General features: G+C 68.5%; 19 protein-coding genes. 9 read left to right on the forward strand and 10 right to left on the reverse strand.

The window, feature by feature from the left end; genetic code table 11:
• Positions 1-206: peptide-methionine (R)-S-oxide reductase (locus tag A5706_RS31860; protein ID WP_197517711.1), on the forward strand; the 206-nt coding region annotated here is incomplete at its 5' end.
• A gap of 38 nt (positions 207-244) precedes the next feature.
• On the opposite strand, the gene msrB is transcribed toward A5706_RS31860, so the two are convergent.
• From msrB to A5706_RS00130, 4 genes are read right to left on the reverse strand one after another with little or no spacing between them, the layout of a single operon-like run.
• Positions 245-655: a peptide-methionine (R)-S-oxide reductase MsrB gene (gene msrB / locus A5706_RS00115; RefSeq protein ID WP_068125865.1), complete on the reverse strand. Its 411-nt coding sequence runs from the start codon at positions 653-655 to the stop codon at positions 245-247.
• 9 nt (positions 656-664) lie between these two features.
• A complete protein-coding gene (gene aftC / locus A5706_RS00120; RefSeq protein WP_231984884.1) occupies positions 665-2002 on the reverse strand; it encodes an arabinofuranan 3-O-arabinosyltransferase in 1338 nt (445 codons plus the stop codon).
• 13 nt (positions 2003-2015) lie between these two features.
• Positions 2016-3575, reverse strand: a complete 1560-nt coding sequence (locus tag A5706_RS00125; RefSeq protein ID WP_068125937.1) for an alpha/beta hydrolase — start codon at positions 3573-3575, stop codon at positions 2016-2018.
• 24 nt (positions 3576-3599) lie between these two features.
• Positions 3600-4355, reverse strand: coding sequence for a pyrimidine reductase family protein (locus A5706_RS00130; protein ID WP_068125869.1), 756 nt, complete (start codon positions 4353-4355; stop codon positions 3600-3602).
• Between A5706_RS00130 and zapE the strand changes: the two genes are divergently transcribed.
• A complete protein-coding gene (zapE, locus tag A5706_RS00135) occupies positions 4354-5430 on the forward strand; it encodes a cell division protein ZapE (RefSeq protein WP_068125871.1) in 1077 nt (358 codons plus the stop codon). The genes A5706_RS00130 and zapE overlap by 2 nt on opposite strands.
• On the opposite strand, the gene A5706_RS00140 is transcribed toward zapE, so the two are convergent.
• Genes A5706_RS00140 through A5706_RS00150 form a run of 3 tightly spaced genes read right to left on the reverse strand, consistent with a single transcriptional unit; the run spans position 5387 to position 7179 of the window.
• A complete protein-coding gene (locus tag A5706_RS00140; protein WP_068125872.1) occupies positions 5387-5923 on the reverse strand; it encodes an N-acetyltransferase in 537 nt (178 codons plus the stop codon). The two genes, zapE and A5706_RS00140, sit on opposite strands and share 44 nt — an antisense overlap.
• Complete coding sequence (locus tag A5706_RS00145) at positions 5911-6420, reverse strand: hypothetical protein (RefSeq protein ID WP_068125873.1); 510 nt, start codon at positions 6418-6420, stop codon at positions 5911-5913. The genes A5706_RS00140 and A5706_RS00145 overlap by 13 nt, the downstream gene beginning before the upstream one ends.
• A gap of 21 nt (positions 6421-6441) precedes the next feature.
• A complete protein-coding gene (locus A5706_RS00150) occupies positions 6442-7179 on the reverse strand; it encodes a Clp protease N-terminal domain-containing protein (protein WP_068125878.1) in 738 nt (245 codons plus the stop codon).
• A 99-nt stretch (positions 7180-7278) separates the two neighbouring features.
• Between A5706_RS00150 and A5706_RS00155 the strand changes: the two genes are divergently transcribed.
• The 3 genes from A5706_RS00155 to A5706_RS00165 all read left to right on the forward strand — a co-directional run bounded on the left by A5706_RS00155 (position 7279) and on the right by A5706_RS00165 (position 11028).
• A complete protein-coding gene (locus A5706_RS00155) occupies positions 7279-7611 on the forward strand; it encodes a DUF732 domain-containing protein (RefSeq protein WP_082964094.1) in 333 nt (110 codons plus the stop codon).
• 102 nt (positions 7612-7713) lie between these two features.
• Positions 7714-9204, forward strand: coding sequence for a sodium:alanine symporter family protein (locus A5706_RS00160; RefSeq protein ID WP_068125881.1), 1491 nt, complete (start codon positions 7714-7716; stop codon positions 9202-9204).
• Positions 9205-9393: 189 nt separating this feature from the next.
• Positions 9394-11028, forward strand: a complete 1635-nt coding sequence (locus tag A5706_RS00165; RefSeq protein WP_068125883.1) for a fatty acyl-AMP ligase — start codon at positions 9394-9396, stop codon at positions 11026-11028.
• A gap of 25 nt (positions 11029-11053) precedes the next feature.
• Here A5706_RS00165 and A5706_RS00170 read toward each other — a convergent pair whose 3' ends face one another.
• Entirely contained in the window at positions 11054-11857 is an 804-nt protein-coding gene (locus tag A5706_RS00170; protein ID WP_068125885.1) for a transglutaminase family protein, read from the reverse strand.
• A gap of 421 nt (positions 11858-12278) precedes the next feature.
• Between A5706_RS00170 and A5706_RS00175 the strand changes: the two genes are divergently transcribed.
• Positions 12279-13205 carry a cytochrome c oxidase assembly protein gene (locus tag A5706_RS00175; protein ID WP_068125889.1) on the forward strand — a complete coding sequence of 309 codons (927 nt, stop codon included), beginning with the start codon at positions 12279-12281 and terminating at the stop codon, positions 13203-13205.
• Positions 13206-13253: 48 nt separating this feature from the next.
• On the forward strand, positions 13254-13631 hold the full coding sequence (locus tag A5706_RS00180; RefSeq protein WP_068125942.1) for a DUF732 domain-containing protein: 378 nt from the start codon (positions 13254-13256) through the stop codon (positions 13629-13631).
• 6 nt (positions 13632-13637) lie between these two features.
• Here A5706_RS00180 and A5706_RS00185 read toward each other — a convergent pair whose 3' ends face one another.
• The gene (locus A5706_RS00185) at positions 13638-14663 is read right to left on the reverse strand and encodes a methyltransferase (RefSeq protein ID WP_156766866.1); all 1026 of its coding nucleotides are present in this window, start codon (positions 14661-14663) and stop codon (positions 13638-13640) included.
• 127 nt (positions 14664-14790) lie between these two features.
• Between A5706_RS00185 and A5706_RS00190 the strand changes: the two genes are divergently transcribed.
• Together A5706_RS00190 and A5706_RS00195 are read left to right on the forward strand one after the other, a co-directional pair.
• Positions 14791-15423 carry a hypothetical protein gene (locus A5706_RS00190; RefSeq protein ID WP_231984886.1) on the forward strand — a complete coding sequence of 211 codons (633 nt, stop codon included), beginning with the start codon at positions 14791-14793 and terminating at the stop codon, positions 15421-15423.
• Positions 15420-16373: an alpha/beta fold hydrolase gene (locus tag A5706_RS00195; RefSeq protein ID WP_068125892.1), complete on the forward strand. Its 954-nt coding sequence runs from the start codon at positions 15420-15422 to the stop codon at positions 16371-16373. Before A5706_RS00190 ends, A5706_RS00195 begins: the two co-directional genes overlap by 4 nt.
• Here A5706_RS00195 and A5706_RS00200 read toward each other — a convergent pair.
• Positions 16370-17290: a cation diffusion facilitator family transporter gene (locus tag A5706_RS00200; protein ID WP_068125894.1), complete on the reverse strand. Its 921-nt coding sequence runs from the start codon at positions 17288-17290 to the stop codon at positions 16370-16372. The genes A5706_RS00195 and A5706_RS00200 overlap by 4 nt on opposite strands.
• Positions 17291-17312: the final 22 nt, after the last annotated feature.

Below are 17312 nucleotides of genomic sequence, written 5' to 3' on the forward strand. Positions count from 1 at the left end.
ACCATTCGATGGGGACGACGCGCACCGAGGTGCTGTGCGCGAACTGCCACAGCCACCTGGGCCATGTGTTCGCCGGCCAGGGGTTGACGCCTCACCCGTCACTTTTGTCACCGGACGGTCGGGGTTGGCTTTCTGCCCGCCTCAGAGCGACAACTCGCGGGGGTGCCGCGCGGGCTACCGCGCGGCCAATAACGTTGTCGCTCTGAGGCGGGCACGTCGGCACATCCCGCCAACGGAGAACGCGCTACGCGCCCGCCGGCACCAGGCGCAGCGAGATCGAGTTGATGCAGTACCGCTGATCGGTCGGCGTCGGATAGCCCTCGCCGGCGAACACATGGCCCAGGTGGCTGTGGCAGTTCGCGCACAGCACCTCGGTGCGCGTCGTCCCCATCGAATGGTCGGGCCGCAGGATCACCGCGTCGGAGTTCGCCGGGTCGAAGAACGACGGCCAGCCGCAGTGCGACTCGAATTTCTCTGTGCTGCGGAACAATTCGGCGCCGCACGCCCGACACTGGTAGATGCCTTCGGTCTTGGTGTCGGTGTATTCACCGGTGAACGGCCGCTCGGTGCCGGCCTGACGCAGCACGTGGAACTCTTCGGGCGTCAGCTTCTGCCGCCACTCGTCGTCGGTCAGCTGCAGCTTGGGGGAAGTCATGCGTCCACGCTAGCTCGAATGGCGGTGACCCGCTGCGCCCGGCTCCGCCGCGCTTGCGATCACCGCGTCGCGCTCGTGGTCAACGGACAGCCAAGAAGGATCGATGCCCTCGTCCAGCCGGTTTTCGGCCTTGGCGTCCAGGTAACGGAAGTAGAGCACCGTGAACACCACGATCAGCAGCAGCGACCAGCCGTAGGTGATCTTCAGGTAGTGCAGCGCGCGGCCGTACCGCATGTGTTGGTAGATCAGCCAGTCGTCCAGCGCCAGGAACCCGTACACACCCAGCCACGCCGGCCAATTGCGGATCAGCGAGTTCTGCAGCACCACCGTCATCAAGAAGGGGAACAGCATCATCGAGTAGTAGCCCTGGGCCAGCGGCAGCACCAGCCACGACCACAGCAGCAGCACGCCCGAGGAGCTGGTGTACCAGAACAGCGGGTCCCGGGTGCGGTAGTAGCGGTACAGCAGCCACAGCGCGCCGATCGCGAGCAGCGTGAACAGGACCCGCAGGAACACGATCAGCCAGGTGGGCAGCCCGAAGTACACCCCGTTGCCCTCGATCGAGCTGTTGAAGTAGTCCCGGACGCCGCCGATGTAGGGAAGCGTGCGGGTGACGAAGTCCATCGGGTCGCTGACCAACGGCCACGCGGCCGCGTTGATGACGACCGGAACCACGATCGCGGGCACCAGCGTCCGCCACTGGCGGTTCAGCAGCGGCAGCAACAGCAGCGGTCCCAGCACGGGTTTCAGCGTCAGCGTGAGCCCGATGACCGCTCCCGCCCACCACTGATGGCCCACCCGGCCGTCCAGCAGCCACCGCAGGAAAAGCACCTCGGCCAGCAGCACGCAGCCGTTGATGTTGGTGAACACCAGCGTGCTCGTCACGCTTTCCGTGCAGAACATGGCCAGCAGCAGGGCGGGCGCGGCCACCGAGGACAGCGTGAATTTGAACAGCCGCAGCAGCAGGTACCAGGCGAGCAGGATCGCGACGGTGTTGATTCCGATGAACAGATACCGCGACGGCGTGAAGGACAGGTATCCGAAGGGCGCCATCAACAACGTGCCGCCGGGCGGATACAGGTAGTGCGGGTCGACGTAGTCGAAGTGCTCGTTGTAGATGTCCCAGCCGCGCCGGAAGTTCAGCACCGCCCGATAGACCGGCTTGAAATCGTCGGTGATGTTGCCGTTGAGCGTGAGGATGATGCTGCGGTGCAGCACCGACATGATGGCCAACGGCCACAACACCGACCGCACGACCGCCGCGGTGCTCGGTGCGCTGGTGCGGGGACGGAACGCGGCCAGCAGCGAATCGCGCAGGCCGGTTCGGGTCGAGTCAGCTGCCGTCACGAAGCGCAAAGTATCAGGCGGGACAGTAGGTGTCGGTCCCGGGCAGTTTGCCGCTGTTGAGATAGCCGATCAACGGCGCGACGGCGCAGGGCGAATAGATGCTGGCGCCGTGGCCGATGCCCTGCCACATCACCCGCTTGCTCGCCGCGTTGGCGTTGATGATCATCGCCGCGGTCGCGGCGGCCCCCTCGTTGCCGACGATCGGGTCGTTCTGCACGCCCGCCAGCAGGACGTCGACCTTGAGGTCCTTGGGCGCCGCGGGCGGCGGAATCGTGGGCCAGTGCACGCATTTCACCAAGTTCAGCGCTGCCACGGTGCCGAACTGGGGATACAGCTTCGCCCACGCCACCACGAGTTCGCGCACCCGGTCGGGGGTCGGCCGGTTGATGGAATCGCTGCAGGAGTTGACGAACTGGCCGTCCGAGTCGGTGAGGGCGTACGCGTGGGCGATGAGGTTGTTCAGCTGGTTGGCGTCCCCGGAGCGGGCGGCCGCCAGCGCGCCGGCCAGGCTCTGGGTGGCGCCGACGCGTCCGCCGGAGGGGAAGCCCAACGCGACGGCGATGGCGGTGGCCACCGCGGACACCGGCGCGCCGCCGGGCCCCTTGCCCGCGCGGGCGTCGGCCAGCATCGCGCTGATGGCGCCCTTGGGGTCCGGGCCCAGCGGGCAGTTGACGGCGACGCACTGCGCGGCGAACGCGTCGAGCGCGGCCTGCTGGCCCCTGACCTGTTGCTCGGCGGCGGCTTCGGCGTTGACGCCCAACGCAATTGGGGAGTCGAGGATCAGCCGGGCGACCCGGTCGGGCCGCGACGCGGCATAGGCCAGCGCCACCTGGGCGCCATTGCCGATCCCGACCAGCGCGACCGCCGGCACGTCCCACAGGCTGCGCAGGCGCTCGATGTCGGAGGCGGCGTGCGAGTTGTCGTACGCCGAGGAGCCCGGGGCGATGGCGTCGGTGCAGTTGGTGGTGGCGGTGTTGGAGATGTCGGACAGGTTGGCGACCGGGTCGTCGCCGGCCTGGAACTGCGCCTGGTCGCGCATGGCCTGGCGGTCGAGCTGGTCGCGGCAGTCGATGGGGCTCGACATGCCGATGCCACGGCGGTCGACGGCCACGATCGGGTGGGTTTGCAGCACGTCGGCGCCGCCCCGGGCGAGCCAGGCCGGCAGCTGCGTCGACGACGGCAGGTCCGAGCCCGTGGTGAAGACGAGCGGCCCGGCGTCGTGCGGCGTCTTGTCCGAGCGCGCGCGGACCACGCCGATGCTCAGCGTTCCCGACCCGCCGCCCGTCGGGTCGAGGTCGGCGTCGTAGTTCGCGCAGTCCAGCTGCACGCCGGGTGCCGCGGGGACAGCCGCGTCGCCGAACACCTTCGCCGTGCAGTCACGCCAGGACAGGTCGTTCTTGGGTGCGGCGATCGGCGGGGGACCGGCCGGCGGGGGTTTCGAGGTGGCCGCACCCTGCGGTCGGGCGCCGGAATCGGTGGCGAAGCGCGGGTCCGCGCCCAGGCCGGGGACGCAGCCGGCGACTAGCGCGCTCACCGCCACCAGGATTGTGGCGGACGCGATATGCCGACTCATGCCGACCACAGTAGCTTCGACTTTTCAGCCCCGGACGTAACGGGCGTATAGGTAGCCGGCGTCGTCGGTGAGCAGGTGGGCGCGGCACATGCGGGTCAGCACCTGGCCCGGGCCCGTCGCGATGCGCCGGGCCAGCCCGCCGACCAGGTAGGGCGCGATGGTCAGGCACAGCTCGTCGAGCAGGTCGCGGTCGACGAACGCGCCGAGCAGCATCGGGCCGCCCTCGGTCAGCACGCGGCGCATGCCGCGCGCCGCCAGGGCCGCCAGCAGGGCGGCTTCGTCGACAACACCGGGATCGCCGCCGGAGCAGTCGAGCACCTCGCACAGGTCACCGAGTCGCCGGCTCGTCTCCGCGGCCGCCGCCGCGCAGGTGATCACCAGGGGCGGCACCTCGGTGCGGGTGAACACCGCCATGTCGCGGTCGAGGCGGCCCGACTTGGTGACGATCGCCAGCTGCGGGACCTCGCTTTGCCCGCGGGTCTGCCGCCCCTGTCGCTGCGCGACGGCCAGGTGCGCGCCGGAATAGCCCTCGATGCGCACCGTGCCCGCGCCGACCACGATCACGTCGGCCAGTTCGCGCAGCAGGTTGAAGATCTGCCGGTCGCCGGGCCCGCCCATGGTGCCGCTGCTGCCGTCGGCGGTGGCGCCGCCGTCCACGCTTGTGATGAAATTCGCCCGCACGCACGTGCCGTCGATGTCCGGATAGCCGTAGAGGCGGGCGAGTTCGGCGTCGTCGATTTCCCGCGTCGACCCGAGCAGCGTCAACCGGGTCTCTGGCATGAGCTTGATTGCAGCACGCCGCTACAGTTCCTGCATGCACGGGGGCCGCGTGGGGCATCTGGTGGATCGGCATCCGACCGTGTCGCCGGAGCGATTGATCGCCCAATTGCGGCCGCCGCCAACGTTCGCGGACGTGAGCTTCGCGTCGTATCGGCCCGATCCGGGGGAACCGAGCCAGGCGGCCGCCGTCGCGGCCTGCCAGGACTTCTGCCGGGAGGCCGTGGAGCGGCGGGCCGGCCGCCGAAAACTGTTGGGCAAGCGCGCCGTGCTGCCCGGCGTCGGGCTGTATCTCGACGGCGGCTTCGGCGTGGGCAAGACGCACCTGCTCGCCTCGGCCTACTATCAACTGCCGGGGGAAGGGCCGCAGCCGCCAACACCCAAGGCGTTCGCCACCTTTGGCGAGCTCACCCAGCTCGCCGGGGTGTTCGGCTACGTCGAATGCATCGACATGCTGGCCGGTTACACGGCGGTGTGCATCGACGAGTTCGAGCTCGACGATCCCGGCAACACCACCCTGATCTCGCGGCTGCTCTCCTCGTTGGTGGAGCGGGGGGTGTCGGTGGCGGCCACCTCGAACACCCTGCCCGAGCAGCTCGGCGAGGGCCGCTTCGCCGCGCAGGACTTCCTGCGCGAGATCAACACGCTGGCAAGCATTTTCACCACGGTGCGGATCGAGGGGCCCGACTACCGGCATCGCGGGCTGCCACCGGCGCCGCAGCCGCTGTCGGACGAGGAGGTCGTCGCGCGCGCCGCGACCGTCGAGGGGGCGACGCTGGACGATTTCGACGCGCTGTGCGCGCATCTGGCCACCATGCACCCGTCGCGGTATCTGACGTTGATCGAGGGCGTGACGGCGGTGTTCCTGACCGGCGTGCACGGCATCGACGACCAGAACGTGGCCCTGAGGCTGGTGTCGTTGACCGACCGGCTTTACGACGCCGGCATCCCGGTTGTCGCCTCCGGCGCGCGGCTGGACACCGTGTTCAGCGAGGAGATGCTGGCCGGTGGCTATCGAAAGAAATATCTGCGGGCTACGTCGCGGCTGGTGGCGCTGACCCAAGGTCGCGAACCATGAGGTAGTCGTTCTCGAGGCGGGCGCCCACCCGAAAGGTCCTGGTGCCGTTGACCGTAAAGCCGTGCTTGGCGTAAAAGCGTTGCGCGCGTTGGTTTGCCTGGTTGACGCCCAGCCAGACGCGGTGCGCGCCCCACTTTTCGGCGGTCGCCACGCTGAGCTCCATCAGCGCCGCCGCCGCCCCGGTGCCGTGGTGTTCGGGCAGCACGTAGATCTTCGACAGCTCGGCGGAGTCGGTGCCGTCACGAATCACCATGGCGTAGCCGATGATTCGGCCGCCCCGCGCGGCGGTGATGACCGCGCGATCCGGATCGGCCAGGTATTCCGCGAAGCGCTCCGCCGACAGGTTGGCGTTGATGAACGACGCGATGTCGTCAGGGGCCGTCGCGGGCGGGCAGGCCAGCGGAAAGGTTTGCGCAGCAACGGCAGCCAGGTCCCCGGCGTCAACCGAACCCGTCGCGAGCGTCAGAGATTCCCCGCGGATCACAGATTCCATTGGGCGAGGTGATAGCCCGTCTTCTTGTCCAGCAGGACCACGGTGGAGACCGGGTCGCGGTAGGCGTCCCAATACACCGCGCCGCGCACGATCGCCCCGTTCGGCGCATTGACGAGGACGTTGTCCAGCGCGTCGGGCGCGTCGGAGGCCCGCGGCTTGTAGGCGTCGGCGAACGGGGTCACGCCGTCGAAGCTGAACTCGGTCGCCATGATGAACGGATTGGGCACCTGGACCGCGCGAATCGTCACATCGGCGCGGTCGACGGTGCTGCCCGGGAAGCTTTTGATCGGAACGCCCTCGCGGGTGTAGCCGAATCCCGGGGGCGGGTCGCATGGGGCCACGCTGCTGACGGTGACGTCGGCGATGTACTTGCCGGTGTCCACCCGCAGGGTGTCGCCGAGGTGACCGATCGGCGCGTCACCCGCCCACGCGCGCGGCGCGGGGACGTTCGCGATCGCGACGATCAGTGTGGACAAGGCAATCAGCCAGCGGCGCATCCTCGCATGATTGCACAGGCGCTACGGCGAAGGGGAGGGGTCGCTCCCGGCGCTCAGCGATTCGAGCGCATCGACCAAATCCGTCTCGACGCGCTCCTTGTCGACGCCGCACCGGTGCAGTGGCCCCGCACCGTCCTCGAGTTCGAGCAGCGCCAGCAGCAGGTGTTCGGTGCCGATGTAGTTGTGGCCCAGGCGAAGTGCCTCGCGGAAGGTCAGCTCCAGCGCCTTGCGCGCCGGGCCGCTGAACGGGATGAGCTCGGGGGGTTCGCCGGCCGCCGGGGGCAGGCTGACGGCCGCCCGGATCGTGTCGGGGTCCACCTTCTGCTTCTTCAGCAGCACCGTCGCCAGCGCGGCCGGGTCGGTGAGCAGGCCGAGTAGCAGGTGGTCGGGGGTGATCTCGCTGTTGCCGGCCTCGTGCGCGGCGTTCTGGGCCGCCACCACCGCGCTGCGCGCCCGGGGCGTGAACCGCCCGAAGCCTTGCTCGGGGTCCAGCGTGGTGGGCTCGGCGCGGGGGACGAACCGCTTTTGGGCGGCCTGCTTGGTGACGCCCATGCTCTTGCCGATGTCGGTCCAGGAGGCTCCCGAGCGGCGGGCCTGGTCGACGAAGTGCCCGATCAGGTGGTCGGCGACCTCGCCGAGGTGCTCAGCGGCCAGGACGGCGTCGGCGAGCTGGTCCAGCACGTCCGGGTGCACCCGTTTGATGGCGTTGATGAGCTCGTCGAGGCGGACGGGGTAGGCGATCGGGGTCGGTTCGGACATGCCGTCAACGGTAGGTTGACGAATGCGAGATTGTCAACCTCAAGTTGACGCCCCGTTTTGGGTGCGGCCGTCCGTCGCCTCTGGCACGATCAGGGGGCCGTGAAACCGTTGATTCTCACGTTGACGAGCCTTGCCGCCCTGGTCGGCATGGCCGCGCCCGCGCGGGCGGACTACACCGACGACAGCTTCCTCACCTCGCTGCGCGCGGCCGGCATCACCTTCCCCGACCCGGGACCGGCAATCGGTGCCGGGAAATGGGTGTGCGACGCGGTGAGCAGGGGGACGCAGATGGTGGACGTCGTCAAGACGATCCAGGCCCAGAACCCCGGGCTGCACGGGGACAACGCGGCCCGGTTCACCGCGATCGCGGCCAACGTGTATTGCCCGCAAACCCTGGCCGCCAGTGGCGGGAAGGTCGACGGCGCCTCGTAGCGTCACTGGATTTTTACAAACACGCCGGCCAACGGCGGGTTAACGAAACCTGACGTCAACATTTCGTGCTTAGTCTGCTGCGAGCAGCGGCCCAGGTGGGGGATGGATTTGGACTTCGTTCAGGCACGGGTGATCGACCCGCTGAGCAATGCCCTGAGTTGTCATGTCCTCGTTTACCTGCTCATCGGCGTCGGCATCTACTTCACGGTGCGCACCCGATTCATTCAGATCCGGTACTTCGGGCGCATGCTTCGCCAGCTCCGCAGATCCCACCGCCAAGACGGTGGGATCTCGTCTTTTCAGGCCTTCTGCGTCGGCCTCGCGTCCCGGGTGGGCACCGGAAACATCGCTGGCGTCGCGATCGCGCTCACCGTGGGCGGGCCGGGCGCCATCTTTTGGATGTGGGTGGTGGCCGGGGTCGGCATGGCCACGGCGCTGATAGAGGCGACCCTGGCCCAGGTCTTCAAGGTCCGTTCGGACGACGGCGCCTTCCGGGGTGGCCCCGCGTTCTACATCCGGCGCGGCCTGCGCTCACGGGCGGGCGGCGTCTTGTTCGCCGTGCTGCTCGTCGTCACGTTCTCGACCGCGTTCAACATGGTGGAGACCAACGCCATCAGCGGCGTGCTGAAATCGTCGCACGGCGTCGACATCGGTTGGACGACAACGGGTCTGGCCGTGCTGGCGGTGGCGGTGCTCTTCGGCGGGGTGCGCAGCGTCGCCAAATTCGCGGAGTGGGTCATTCCGGTCGCCGCGCTGACGTACGCGTTGCTGGCCCTGGCGATCGTGGCCGTCAACATCTCCGCGCTGCCCGCCGTCCTCGAGGAGATCGTCGGCGGCGCATTCGGAATCAGGCAGCTGGCGGGCGGATTCGCCGGCGGCATCGCGACGGCCATGCTGACCGGGGTCAAGCGCGGCCTGTTCGCCTGCGAGGCGGGGATGGGTAGTTCGCCCAACATCGCCGGCGCCGCGACCGTGTCACATCCGGTGGAGCAGGGTCTGATTCAGTCGCTCGCCGTCTTCGTCGACACCATGGTGATCTGCACGGCGACGGCGTTCATCGTGCTCATGGCGGGTCCCGGCGTCTACGATCCGGCCCACACCGGCTCGATCGCGGGCGCCAGCCTGACCCAGTCGGCGATCGCCGCCGGCCTCGGGTCGTGGACCACCGTGGTGATGACGGCCGTGGTCTTCGTGTTCGGATTCGCCTCGGTGCTCAGCAATTACGTCTGCGCCGAGGCCAACCTGTTCTTCCTGGGCGGCCGGCACCTGGCCACCAACGCGCTGAAGGTCGTGACGCTGGGGGCGATCGTGTTCGGCGCGATGTCGCAGCTCAAGCTGGTGTGGGCGCTCGCCGACCTGACGATGGCGCTGATGGCCATCGCCAACCTGGTCGCAATCTCCCTGCTGAGCAAGTGGGCGTTCGCAACGGTGCGCGACTTCCACCGTCAGTCCCTGCGTGGCGCCCATCCCGTCTTCATCGCCAGCGAGGCCGGGCTGCCCGGCGTTCTGGCCGGCGACATCTGGGAAGCCCCGGAGCGCCGGCAGGTCGGAGCGCTGCCCGACTCGTTGCGGCTGAGCCGGCCGGCGGCGTAGCCGTCGCCGGTTCGGCCCCAATTGTCACGATCTGTACCGAATTCCGCGCGCTCCGCGGTGCGCAGGGCATTGGCCCGATACAGTCAGCACGTCTGACATGCCATCTGGGCTGAATACGAAGGGTTTTAGCACTCCCGCGGCTTCCAAAACTCCTAGCGCGCCCGCAAACACCTAAGCCAAAGGATCGCCGTGAGCCGATTTACCGAGACGATGTACGAAAACGCGCGGTCGAGCCCCAAGGGGATGGTCACCGGCGAGCCGCAGGCGCCCGCCCGGCATACCTGGGCAGAAGTGCACGCGCGGGCTCGTCGGGTGGCGGGTGGGCTGGCGGCGGCGGGCATCGGGCCGGGCGACGCTGTCGCCGTGCTCGCGGGCGCACCGGTCGAGATCGCGCCCACCGCGCAAGGCATCTGGATGCGCGGCGCCAGCGTGACCATGTTGCATCAGCCCACCCCGCGCACCGACCTGGCGCGCTGGGCCGAGGAGACAACCGGCGTCATCGACATGCTGTCGGCGAAAGCCGTTGTCATCTCGGAGCCGTTCATGGCCGCCGTGCCGGTGCTGTCGGGTCTCGGTACGACGGTGCTCACCGTCGAGACGCTGCTCGCGAACGCCCCGGTCGGGCCCGTCGACACCTGCGACGACGACGTGGCGCTGATGCAGTTGACATCGGGCTCGACGGGATCGCCCAAGGCGGTTCAGATCACGCACGCCAACATCGTCGCCAACGCGAAAGCGATGATGGCCGGCTGCGACTTCGACCTCGATACCGACGTGATCGTGAGCTGGCTGCCGTGCTTCCACGACATGGGCATGACGGGCTATCTGACGGTGCCGATGTACGTCGGCGCCGAGCTGGTGAAGGTCACGGCGATGGACTTCCTGCGCGATACGTTGTTGTGGGCCAAGCTGATTGACAAATACAAGGGCACCATGACCGCCGCGCCGAATTTCGCGTACAACCTGTTGGCCAAGCGGTTGCGCAGACAGGCCACACCCGGGGACTTCGACCTGTCCTCGCTGCGGTGGGCGCTGTCGGGCGCGGAACAGGTGGACCCGCTCGACGTCGAGGACCTCTGCGAGGCCGGGGCGCCGTTCGGGTTGAAACCCGAGGCGATCATCCCCGCCTACGGCATGGCCGAGACGACAGTTGCGGTGTCGTTCTCCGCGTGCGGTGGCGGCATGCTCGTCGACGAGGTGGACGCCGACCTGCTGGCCGTCCTGCACCGCGCGGTCCCCGCGAGCAGGGGACATACCCGCCGACTCGTCTCACTCGGCCGGCCGCTCGAGGGCTTGGAGCTGCGCGTCCTCGACGAGGAAGGGGGCGTGCTGCCGCCGCGCGGCGTGGGCGTCATCGAGGTGCGCGGTGAACCGGTGACCAATGGCTACACCACGGCGGCCGGGTTCATCGCCGCGCAGGATGAGCGGGGCTGGTATGACACCGGCGACCTGGGCTATCTCACCGAGGACGGCAATGTCGTGGTGTGCGGGCGGCTCAAGGACGTGATCATCATGGCTGGCCGCAACATCTACCCGACCGACATCGAGCGTGCCGCCTGCCGGGTCGCCGGCGTGCGGCCGGGCTGTTCGGTCGCGGTGCGACTCGACGCCGGGCAATCGCGCGAGACGTTCGCGGTGGCGGTGGAATCCAAGGAGTACGACGACCAGGCGCAAGTGCGCCGCATCGAGCGCCAGGTGGCGCACGAGGTGTTCGCCGAGGTCGACGTCCGCCCCCGAAACGTGGCGGTGCTGCAGCCCGGGATGATCCCCAAAACCCCGTCGGGCAAGCTGCGGCGCGCCCACGCGCTGGGCCTCGTCAGCTGAATTGCCCGCGTCTCGTCCACCGGCTTCAGCGGATCGACACCAGCTGGTCGATCGAGTCCCTGGGCAAGTCACCGTCAACGAAGGCGGTCACCACCAGTTTGCCCAGTGTGATCGCGCCGTTGTGGTTGTCGAGAAAGGCGATGTCGGCGGCATCGCGGCCAGTGGCGATGCGCACGAGGCTCTGCCTCGGCGCCAAGAGAGTGCTGTCGACCACTCGCCAATGTCCGTCGACGAACGCCTCGGCTACCGCATGAAAGTCCATCGGGTACAAGCCGGGCGCATACACGGAAACAACGCGGGCCGGCACCTTGACGGCCCGTAACAGCGCCACCACGAGATGCGCGAAGTCTCGACATACACCGGCACCCGAGAGCAAGGTATCCGCCGCGCCATCGATGGGGTCACTCGAGCCTGGTACATAGTTCAGCCGGCCGCCGACCCAAGAGGAAACCTTCTCCAACAGGGTCGCCGAATCGATGTACCTGCCGAATTCGGTTGCGGCGAAACCGAAGAACTTGTCGCACTCGGCGTAGCGGCTCGGACGCAGGTACATCGATAGGTCGTACTCTGTCACCGGTGCCGGGTCGGTTTGCCCAACGATCGTCGCCGCGTAGTCGACCTTGAGGTCACCCACGGGGACGACCATCTTGTGGATGCGGTTGCCGTGCACACCGCTGATCTCCAACGGTTGCAGAGGCTTTCCGTCCAACACAAATGACATCGACTCGGATACCTCGGTGTTGGGATGCGGTGCAACGGCGATCTGGAATTCCAAGGTCGTCGGCGCGGTGATCTCGACCTCGAGCTCAGCGGCGACCTCTCGTCTCATCTGTCCCCCCTGTCGCCTGACAGTCGACCCTCGGTCGCGGCCAAGCGCGGCGCCGCGTCCCGGTCAAGCGATTCACGACGGTGGCGTCGTCGCCTGGGAATCTCTGTTGGGTCGGTCGGAGAAAGTTGGAAGTTGCACCGGTTCCGAGTCGCGAGCGGTCTCGGACACGACTTCGGGCTCGTAGCGATGTGAAAACAGATCAGACGAATTCATCTATGCAGGGTTCCTCAATTGGTTCGGGCGATCGATTCGTGAGCTGCTCATCTCCACAGAAAATGTCGGCGGTGGCGGTGCTCAATACGAACGGCTTACCAACCAATCTACACGCGAGCGCCGGGAAACCACCCGCAGCCCCAGCAAGAAGGCGTTCAGGACGGGCGGGGCGCCGGCAGGCGGGCGGGCGGCAATAGGCTGATAGGCCATGCGCGTCGATCCTGGACCGCTGACGTGGTCCGCCCTGGTGCAGAGCTGGCAGCTGGACTGGGCCTCCGGCGCGGCGATCGTGCTGGTGGCCGCCGTATATGCCTGGTGTTACCGGCGCGCGCGATCGGTCCGACCGCCGCAGGCCGGCTGCTTCGGGGCGGGCGCGGCGCTGTGGGCGCTGGCGACGATGAGCGCGATCGGCGTCTACGCTTACGCCCTGTTCTGGATGCGTGCGCTGCAGGTCCTGCTGTTGCTCTACGTCGTGCCGTTCTTCATCGCGCAGGCCAAGCCGGTCACCGTGCTGCGAGACGCGTTCGGCCAAACCGGGCGCGACCGCCTCGACCGGCTGCTGGCGACTCGGTTCGCGCGGGTGCTCGCGCATCCGCTGACCACATCGCTGGCGATGCTGGGCACCCCCTGGCTGCTCTACCTGACGCCCTGGTACACGGAGTCGCTCGAGAACGAATGGATAGGCGCGCCCACCCGAATCCTGTTGGTGGCGATCGGTTTTGGCTACTTCTACGCCCGGCTGCAGGCGGATCCCGTTCCCCGCAGGTACTCCCAGGCCATCTCGTTGCTGATCACCGTCGTCGAGGCCCTGGGTGACGGGGTGCTCGGGTTGGTCATCTGGCAGGGCTCGTTGATCGGCGCGGCGTACTACGCGGAATTGCACCGGTCGTGGGGGCCCGATCAGCGGCTCGACCAGACGATCGGCGCGGGCGTGCTGTGGATTCTCGGGGACCTGGTCGGGTGGCCGTTCGTGCTGCTGCTGATGCGTGCGCTGTCCCGGGATGAGAAGACGCACGCGGCCGTTGTGGACGCAGAGCTGGACGCGGCCGAAGCGACCGAAACCGAGAGCGCCGCGCCGTCGGGATTGTGGTGGGAAAACGATCCCCAACTGCGCGAGCGATTCCGGCACCGCTAGGTGGTCGGGGATGCGGGAACGGCGCGAGTCTGGCACGATGGCGGCGTCATGAGACTGCTGTGGGGGATAGCAACCGTGGTCACCGTGCTCGGTCTGGCCGCGCCGGCGCACGCCGACCCCGACCCCGCCACCGATCCGGCCCCCGCCGCCGATCCGGCCACCGACGCCGACTTCCTGTCCGCGCTCAAGTTCGCCGGCATTACCTATCAGGACCCGAACACCGCGATTTCGGCCGCCAAGACGCTGTGCCAGCTGGAGGACACCGGCTCGACCGAGGACGAAATCATCGGAAACCTTCAGCAGCGCAACGGGTTCACCGGCAACGGCGCCGCCAAGTTCACGGTGATCGCGCTCGGCGCCTACTGCCCCAAGTACATCACCGGCGAGGGGCGCGGCCCCAAGCCCGAGGGCGCGGTCGGTGACTAGCCCCGGTTAAACCGCGCGGCCCTCGATGATGCTGAACCGCGACGCGGTGTCGATGACGCCGGTCATCGCGAAGCCGGCCTCGTCGAACAGGCGGCGGTACTCGCCGGCGGTGCGTTCTCGGCCGTCGTTGATGACGAGCATTTCCATGTCCACCCACTTGGCTACCGATGCGCTGTCGTCTTCGGGGATGACCGTCTCGACGAGCAGCAACGTGGCCCCGGGGGCGGCGGCCGACCGCACGTTGCGCAGGATCCGCACGGACGGCTCGTCGTCCCAGTCGTGGATGATGTGCTTGAGCACGTAGGCATCCCCGCCGGCCGGCACGCCGTCGAAGAACGAGCCCTCGGCGAGCCGGACCCGTTCTGCGACATCGTTTTCCCGCAACAAAGCCGAGGCCCCCGCGATCACCTCCGGCAGGTCGTACAGCACCCCCTGGGCGGAAGGGGCCGAGGCCAGGATCGCGGCGAGCAGCCGGCCGTGGCCGCCGGCGACGTCGACGATGGTGCCGAACCGGGTGAAGTCGTAGGCGTCGACGACGGGACCGATCGACAAGCCCGACAGGCCCGTCATGGCATCGTTGAAGATCTGCGCGAACTCCGGCTCGTCGCCCAGGTAGTCGAAAAAGTCCTTGCCGCGCAACGCCGGAACGCCGGACCTGCCCGTCCTGATCGCGTCGGTCAGCAGGCTCCAATGCTCGCGGTGCTGGCGGGATCCGACGAACCGCGCCATCGCGGCCATCGAGGCCGGCACGTCCGAGCGCAACTGCTCGGCCAGCGACGTCAGCTCGTAACGGCCGTCGTCGCGTCGCGCGAAGATGCCCTTGGTGATCAGGGCGCGCAGCAGCCTGCCCAGCGCGTCGGGATCGGCCCCGACCGCGGTGGCCAATTCGTCGAGGGGCAGCGGTCCGGCGGCCAGCGCGTCGGCGACTCGGAGGTCGGCGACCGCGGTGATGCCCTGCGAGATCCAGGCGGCCAGGACGAGTTCCTGCATCGTCTCCGCGGGGTGGGCCGTCGGTGTGTCGAGTGAAGTCATGTGCGGAGTCTCGCACGGATTGCCGGGATCTTGGACGTTCCGCTGCACGAACCGGCTTGGCATCGGCTATGTTGCGCGAGAGATCGGCAAACATCGTGAGGAGCCAATGGGAATGAAGGTATCGGTGATGGCGGCCGGCCTGGCCGCGAGCGCGTTGGTGGTCGGCGTCGCGGCGACCGGCTGTGGCGGCAACAAGTCGTCCGGCCCGTCGTCAGCCCCCTCGTCCACCACGTCGTCCGCGACGTCGACCTCCGCCGTGCCGACATCGAGCAGCCCGACCGCCCAGCCTTCCGACTACAGCAACCTGCTGATCAAGCCGACCGACATCGTCGTGCCGGGCGACACCTTCACCCTGTCTCAGACCTTGCCCGTGCCCAACCCCGCGGGAACCGAGGGCGTGTTCATGAACCAGGCCGGCACCCGCAAGGTCGACGACACGATCTATGTCTATCCCGACGCCGCAGCCGCGTCGCAGGCGCTCGACCAGAGCGCCAAGGGCATTCAGGAGCTGAGCGTGAAGGCGGCGCCGTCGCCGGCCGACGTGGGGACGGGCGGCCAGATCGCGGTGGGGCCGTCGCCGGACGGCGCCAAGTCGAAGGCGATCGTGATGTTCACCGAGGGCAAAGTCTTCGCGGTCCTCGAGTTCGAGAGCGGGCCCAACGATCCGCTGCAATCGGACTTCGTTCTCGATCTCGCCAAGAAGCAGGATGCCGCGATCAAGAGCGGGCCGCCCGACTGCTGCGCCACCCGGCCGTCGTGAGAAGGGGTCTGGCCACGCTCGGTGCGGCCGGTGTGTTGGGTTGGGGCGCCGCGCGGGCGATGGCCGCGCGGATAGCGCGCAACCCGGATCCGTTTCCGCGCGAACGGCTGCTCGCCGAGCAGGACGGCGAGCCCGTCCGGATCACCCGGCCCGACGGGACTGTGCTGCACGCGCTGGTCGCGGGGCAGGGCCCGCCGGTGGTCCTCGTCCATGGCTACACCGCGCGGGTCCTCGAATGGAATTTCGTCTGGGATGAGCTGCAGGCCAGAGGATTTCGCGTCATCGCGTTCGACCAGCGCGGCCACGGGCGCTCCACGCTCGGCTCCGAGGGCATCGGATCGGAACCCATGGCGGCCGACCTCGCCGCGGTCCTGCAGCACTTCGACGTGCGCGACGGCGTCCTCGTCGGGCACTCGATGGGCGGATTCGTCACCATCCGCGCCGTGCTCGACCACGCCGACGTGGCGCCGCGGCTGCGCGGGCTGGTGCTGTTCGCCACCTGGGCGGGCCGCATCCTGGACGGGGCGCCGCAGAACCGGCTGCAGATCCCGCTGCTGGAATACGGTGTCCTGCAACGGCTGATGCGCAACCAGACCATTGGGACGCTGTTCGGTGCCGCGCAGTGCGGCGCGCGCCCGTCACCGGCGATGGTCTCGGTGTTCATCGACTTCTTCAACCAACACCTGGACGAACACGGGCCGCTGCTGCCGATTGTTCGGGCCTTCTCACAGGAGGATCGCTACCCGCGGCTGGGCGAGATCGCGGTACCGACAGCCGTGATGGTCGGCTCCGCGGATCGCACGACGCCGACGAGTCATTCGCGCCGGCTCGCCGAGGGCATTCCCGGCGCGCGGCTCGTCACCGTGCCCGACGCGGGACACCTGCTGAACTGGGAAGCGCCCGACGAACTGATCAAGGTCGTCGAATCGTTTCCGGCGCAACGCGTTTAGGCAGCCCGCGCGATCCAGCTGAAGCTGTGCATCTCGGGGATCTGTGGCGTCAGCGCCGCGGCCACGCTGCGACCGATCCGATCGGCCTCGGCGAGTGGGGTTTTCGGGTCGAGGAAGCCTTCCACCTCGACCCGCAGGGTGCGCCCGGTCCAGCGGGCCCGGGCGTGGGCGTGCATGACGCCCGGAACCGCGGTGGCCGCGGTCTCGGCGGTCGTGATGATTTCCGGGTCGACGCCGTCGAGCAGCCGGTGCGCGATGTCGGTGGTCACCTCCCAGCCGACGTGGCAGATGAACGCCGTGACGACGATCCCGGCGACCGCGTCCGCCCAGCCCCAGCCGAGCGCCACGCCGATCAGCCCCAGCATCGCGCCGGCCGAGGACAACGCGTCGAGCCAGGAATGCTTGGCGTCGGCCACCATGGTCGCCGACCGGATCCGCCGGCCCACCGCCAGCTTGTAGCGGGCCACCAGCTGATTGCCCGCGATGCCCACCGCGGCGGCGGCGATGCCCCAGCCCAGGTGCCCGGTCCCGCCGTGGCGGAGCAGCTTCGTGACGCTTTCGAAGCCGGCGACCGCGGCGCTGCCCCAAATCACCAGGGCCACACCGATGCCGGCGAGGTCCTCGGCGCGTTCGTAGCCATAGGGATAGCGCTCGGTGGGCAGTTTGCGTGACGCCCGGAAACCGACGAACACCAGCGCGCTGGTCGAAACGTCCGACAGGTTGTGCAGCGCGTCGCCGAGCAGCGCCACCGATCCGGACACCAGCGCGATGGCCAGTTCGACGAGGCCGGTCAGCGCCAATCCGACCGCGCTGACGGCGACGGCGCGGTTGGCCTGGCGGCGCTCGCCCGCATCGTCGGCCAGGATCTCCAGGGGGAAGCTCGCCGCCGGGTCGCGGACTCCGTTGATTACGTGCATACCGCCAAGGCTACGAGCTTGC

Source organism: Mycobacterium sp. E796 (genome assembly GCF_001672815.1).
Lineage (GTDB): Bacteria > Actinomycetota > Actinomycetes > Mycobacteriales > Mycobacteriaceae > Mycobacterium.

Excerpts from the sequence above, each read along its gene's own strand:
- msrB (WP_068125865.1), bottom strand. The coding sequence starts at position 655 with ATGACTTCCCCCAAGCTGCAGCTGACCGACGACGAGTGGCGGCAGAAG.
- A5706_RS00125 (WP_068125937.1), bottom strand. The coding sequence starts at position 3,575 with ATGAGTCGGCATATCGCGTCCGCCACAATCCTGGTGGCGGTGAGCGCG.
- zapE (WP_068125871.1), top strand. The coding sequence starts at position 4,354 with ATGAGCTTGATTGCAGCACGCCGCTACAGTTCCTGCATGCACGGGGGC.
- A5706_RS00130 (WP_068125869.1), bottom strand. The coding sequence starts at position 4,355 with ATGCCAGAGACCCGGTTGACGCTGCTCGGGTCGACGCGGGAAATCGAC.
- A5706_RS00140 (WP_068125872.1), bottom strand. The coding sequence starts at position 5,923 with ATGGAATCTGTGATCCGCGGGGAATCTCTGACGCTCGCGACGGGTTCG.
- A5706_RS00145 (WP_068125873.1), bottom strand. The coding sequence starts at position 6,420 with ATGCGCCGCTGGCTGATTGCCTTGTCCACACTGATCGTCGCGATCGCG.
- A5706_RS00150 (WP_068125878.1), bottom strand. The coding sequence starts at position 7,179 with ATGTCCGAACCGACCCCGATCGCCTACCCCGTCCGCCTCGACGAGCTC.
- A5706_RS00160 (WP_068125881.1), top strand. The coding sequence starts at position 7,714 with ATGGATTTGGACTTCGTTCAGGCACGGGTGATCGACCCGCTGAGCAAT.
- A5706_RS00170 (WP_068125885.1), bottom strand. The coding sequence starts at position 11,857 with ATGAGACGAGAGGTCGCCGCTGAGCTCGAGGTCGAGATCACCGCGCCG.
- A5706_RS00175 (WP_068125889.1), top strand. The coding sequence starts at position 12,279 with ATGCGCGTCGATCCTGGACCGCTGACGTGGTCCGCCCTGGTGCAGAGC.
- A5706_RS00180 (WP_068125942.1), top strand. The coding sequence starts at position 13,254 with ATGAGACTGCTGTGGGGGATAGCAACCGTGGTCACCGTGCTCGGTCTG.
- A5706_RS00185 (WP_156766866.1), bottom strand. The coding sequence starts at position 14,663 with ATGACTTCACTCGACACACCGACGGCCCACCCCGCGGAGACGATGCAG.
- A5706_RS00190 (WP_231984886.1), top strand. The coding sequence starts at position 14,791 with ATGGCGGCCGGCCTGGCCGCGAGCGCGTTGGTGGTCGGCGTCGCGGCG.
- A5706_RS00200 (WP_068125894.1), bottom strand. The coding sequence starts at position 17,290 with ATGCACGTAATCAACGGAGTCCGCGACCCGGCGGCGAGCTTCCCCCTG.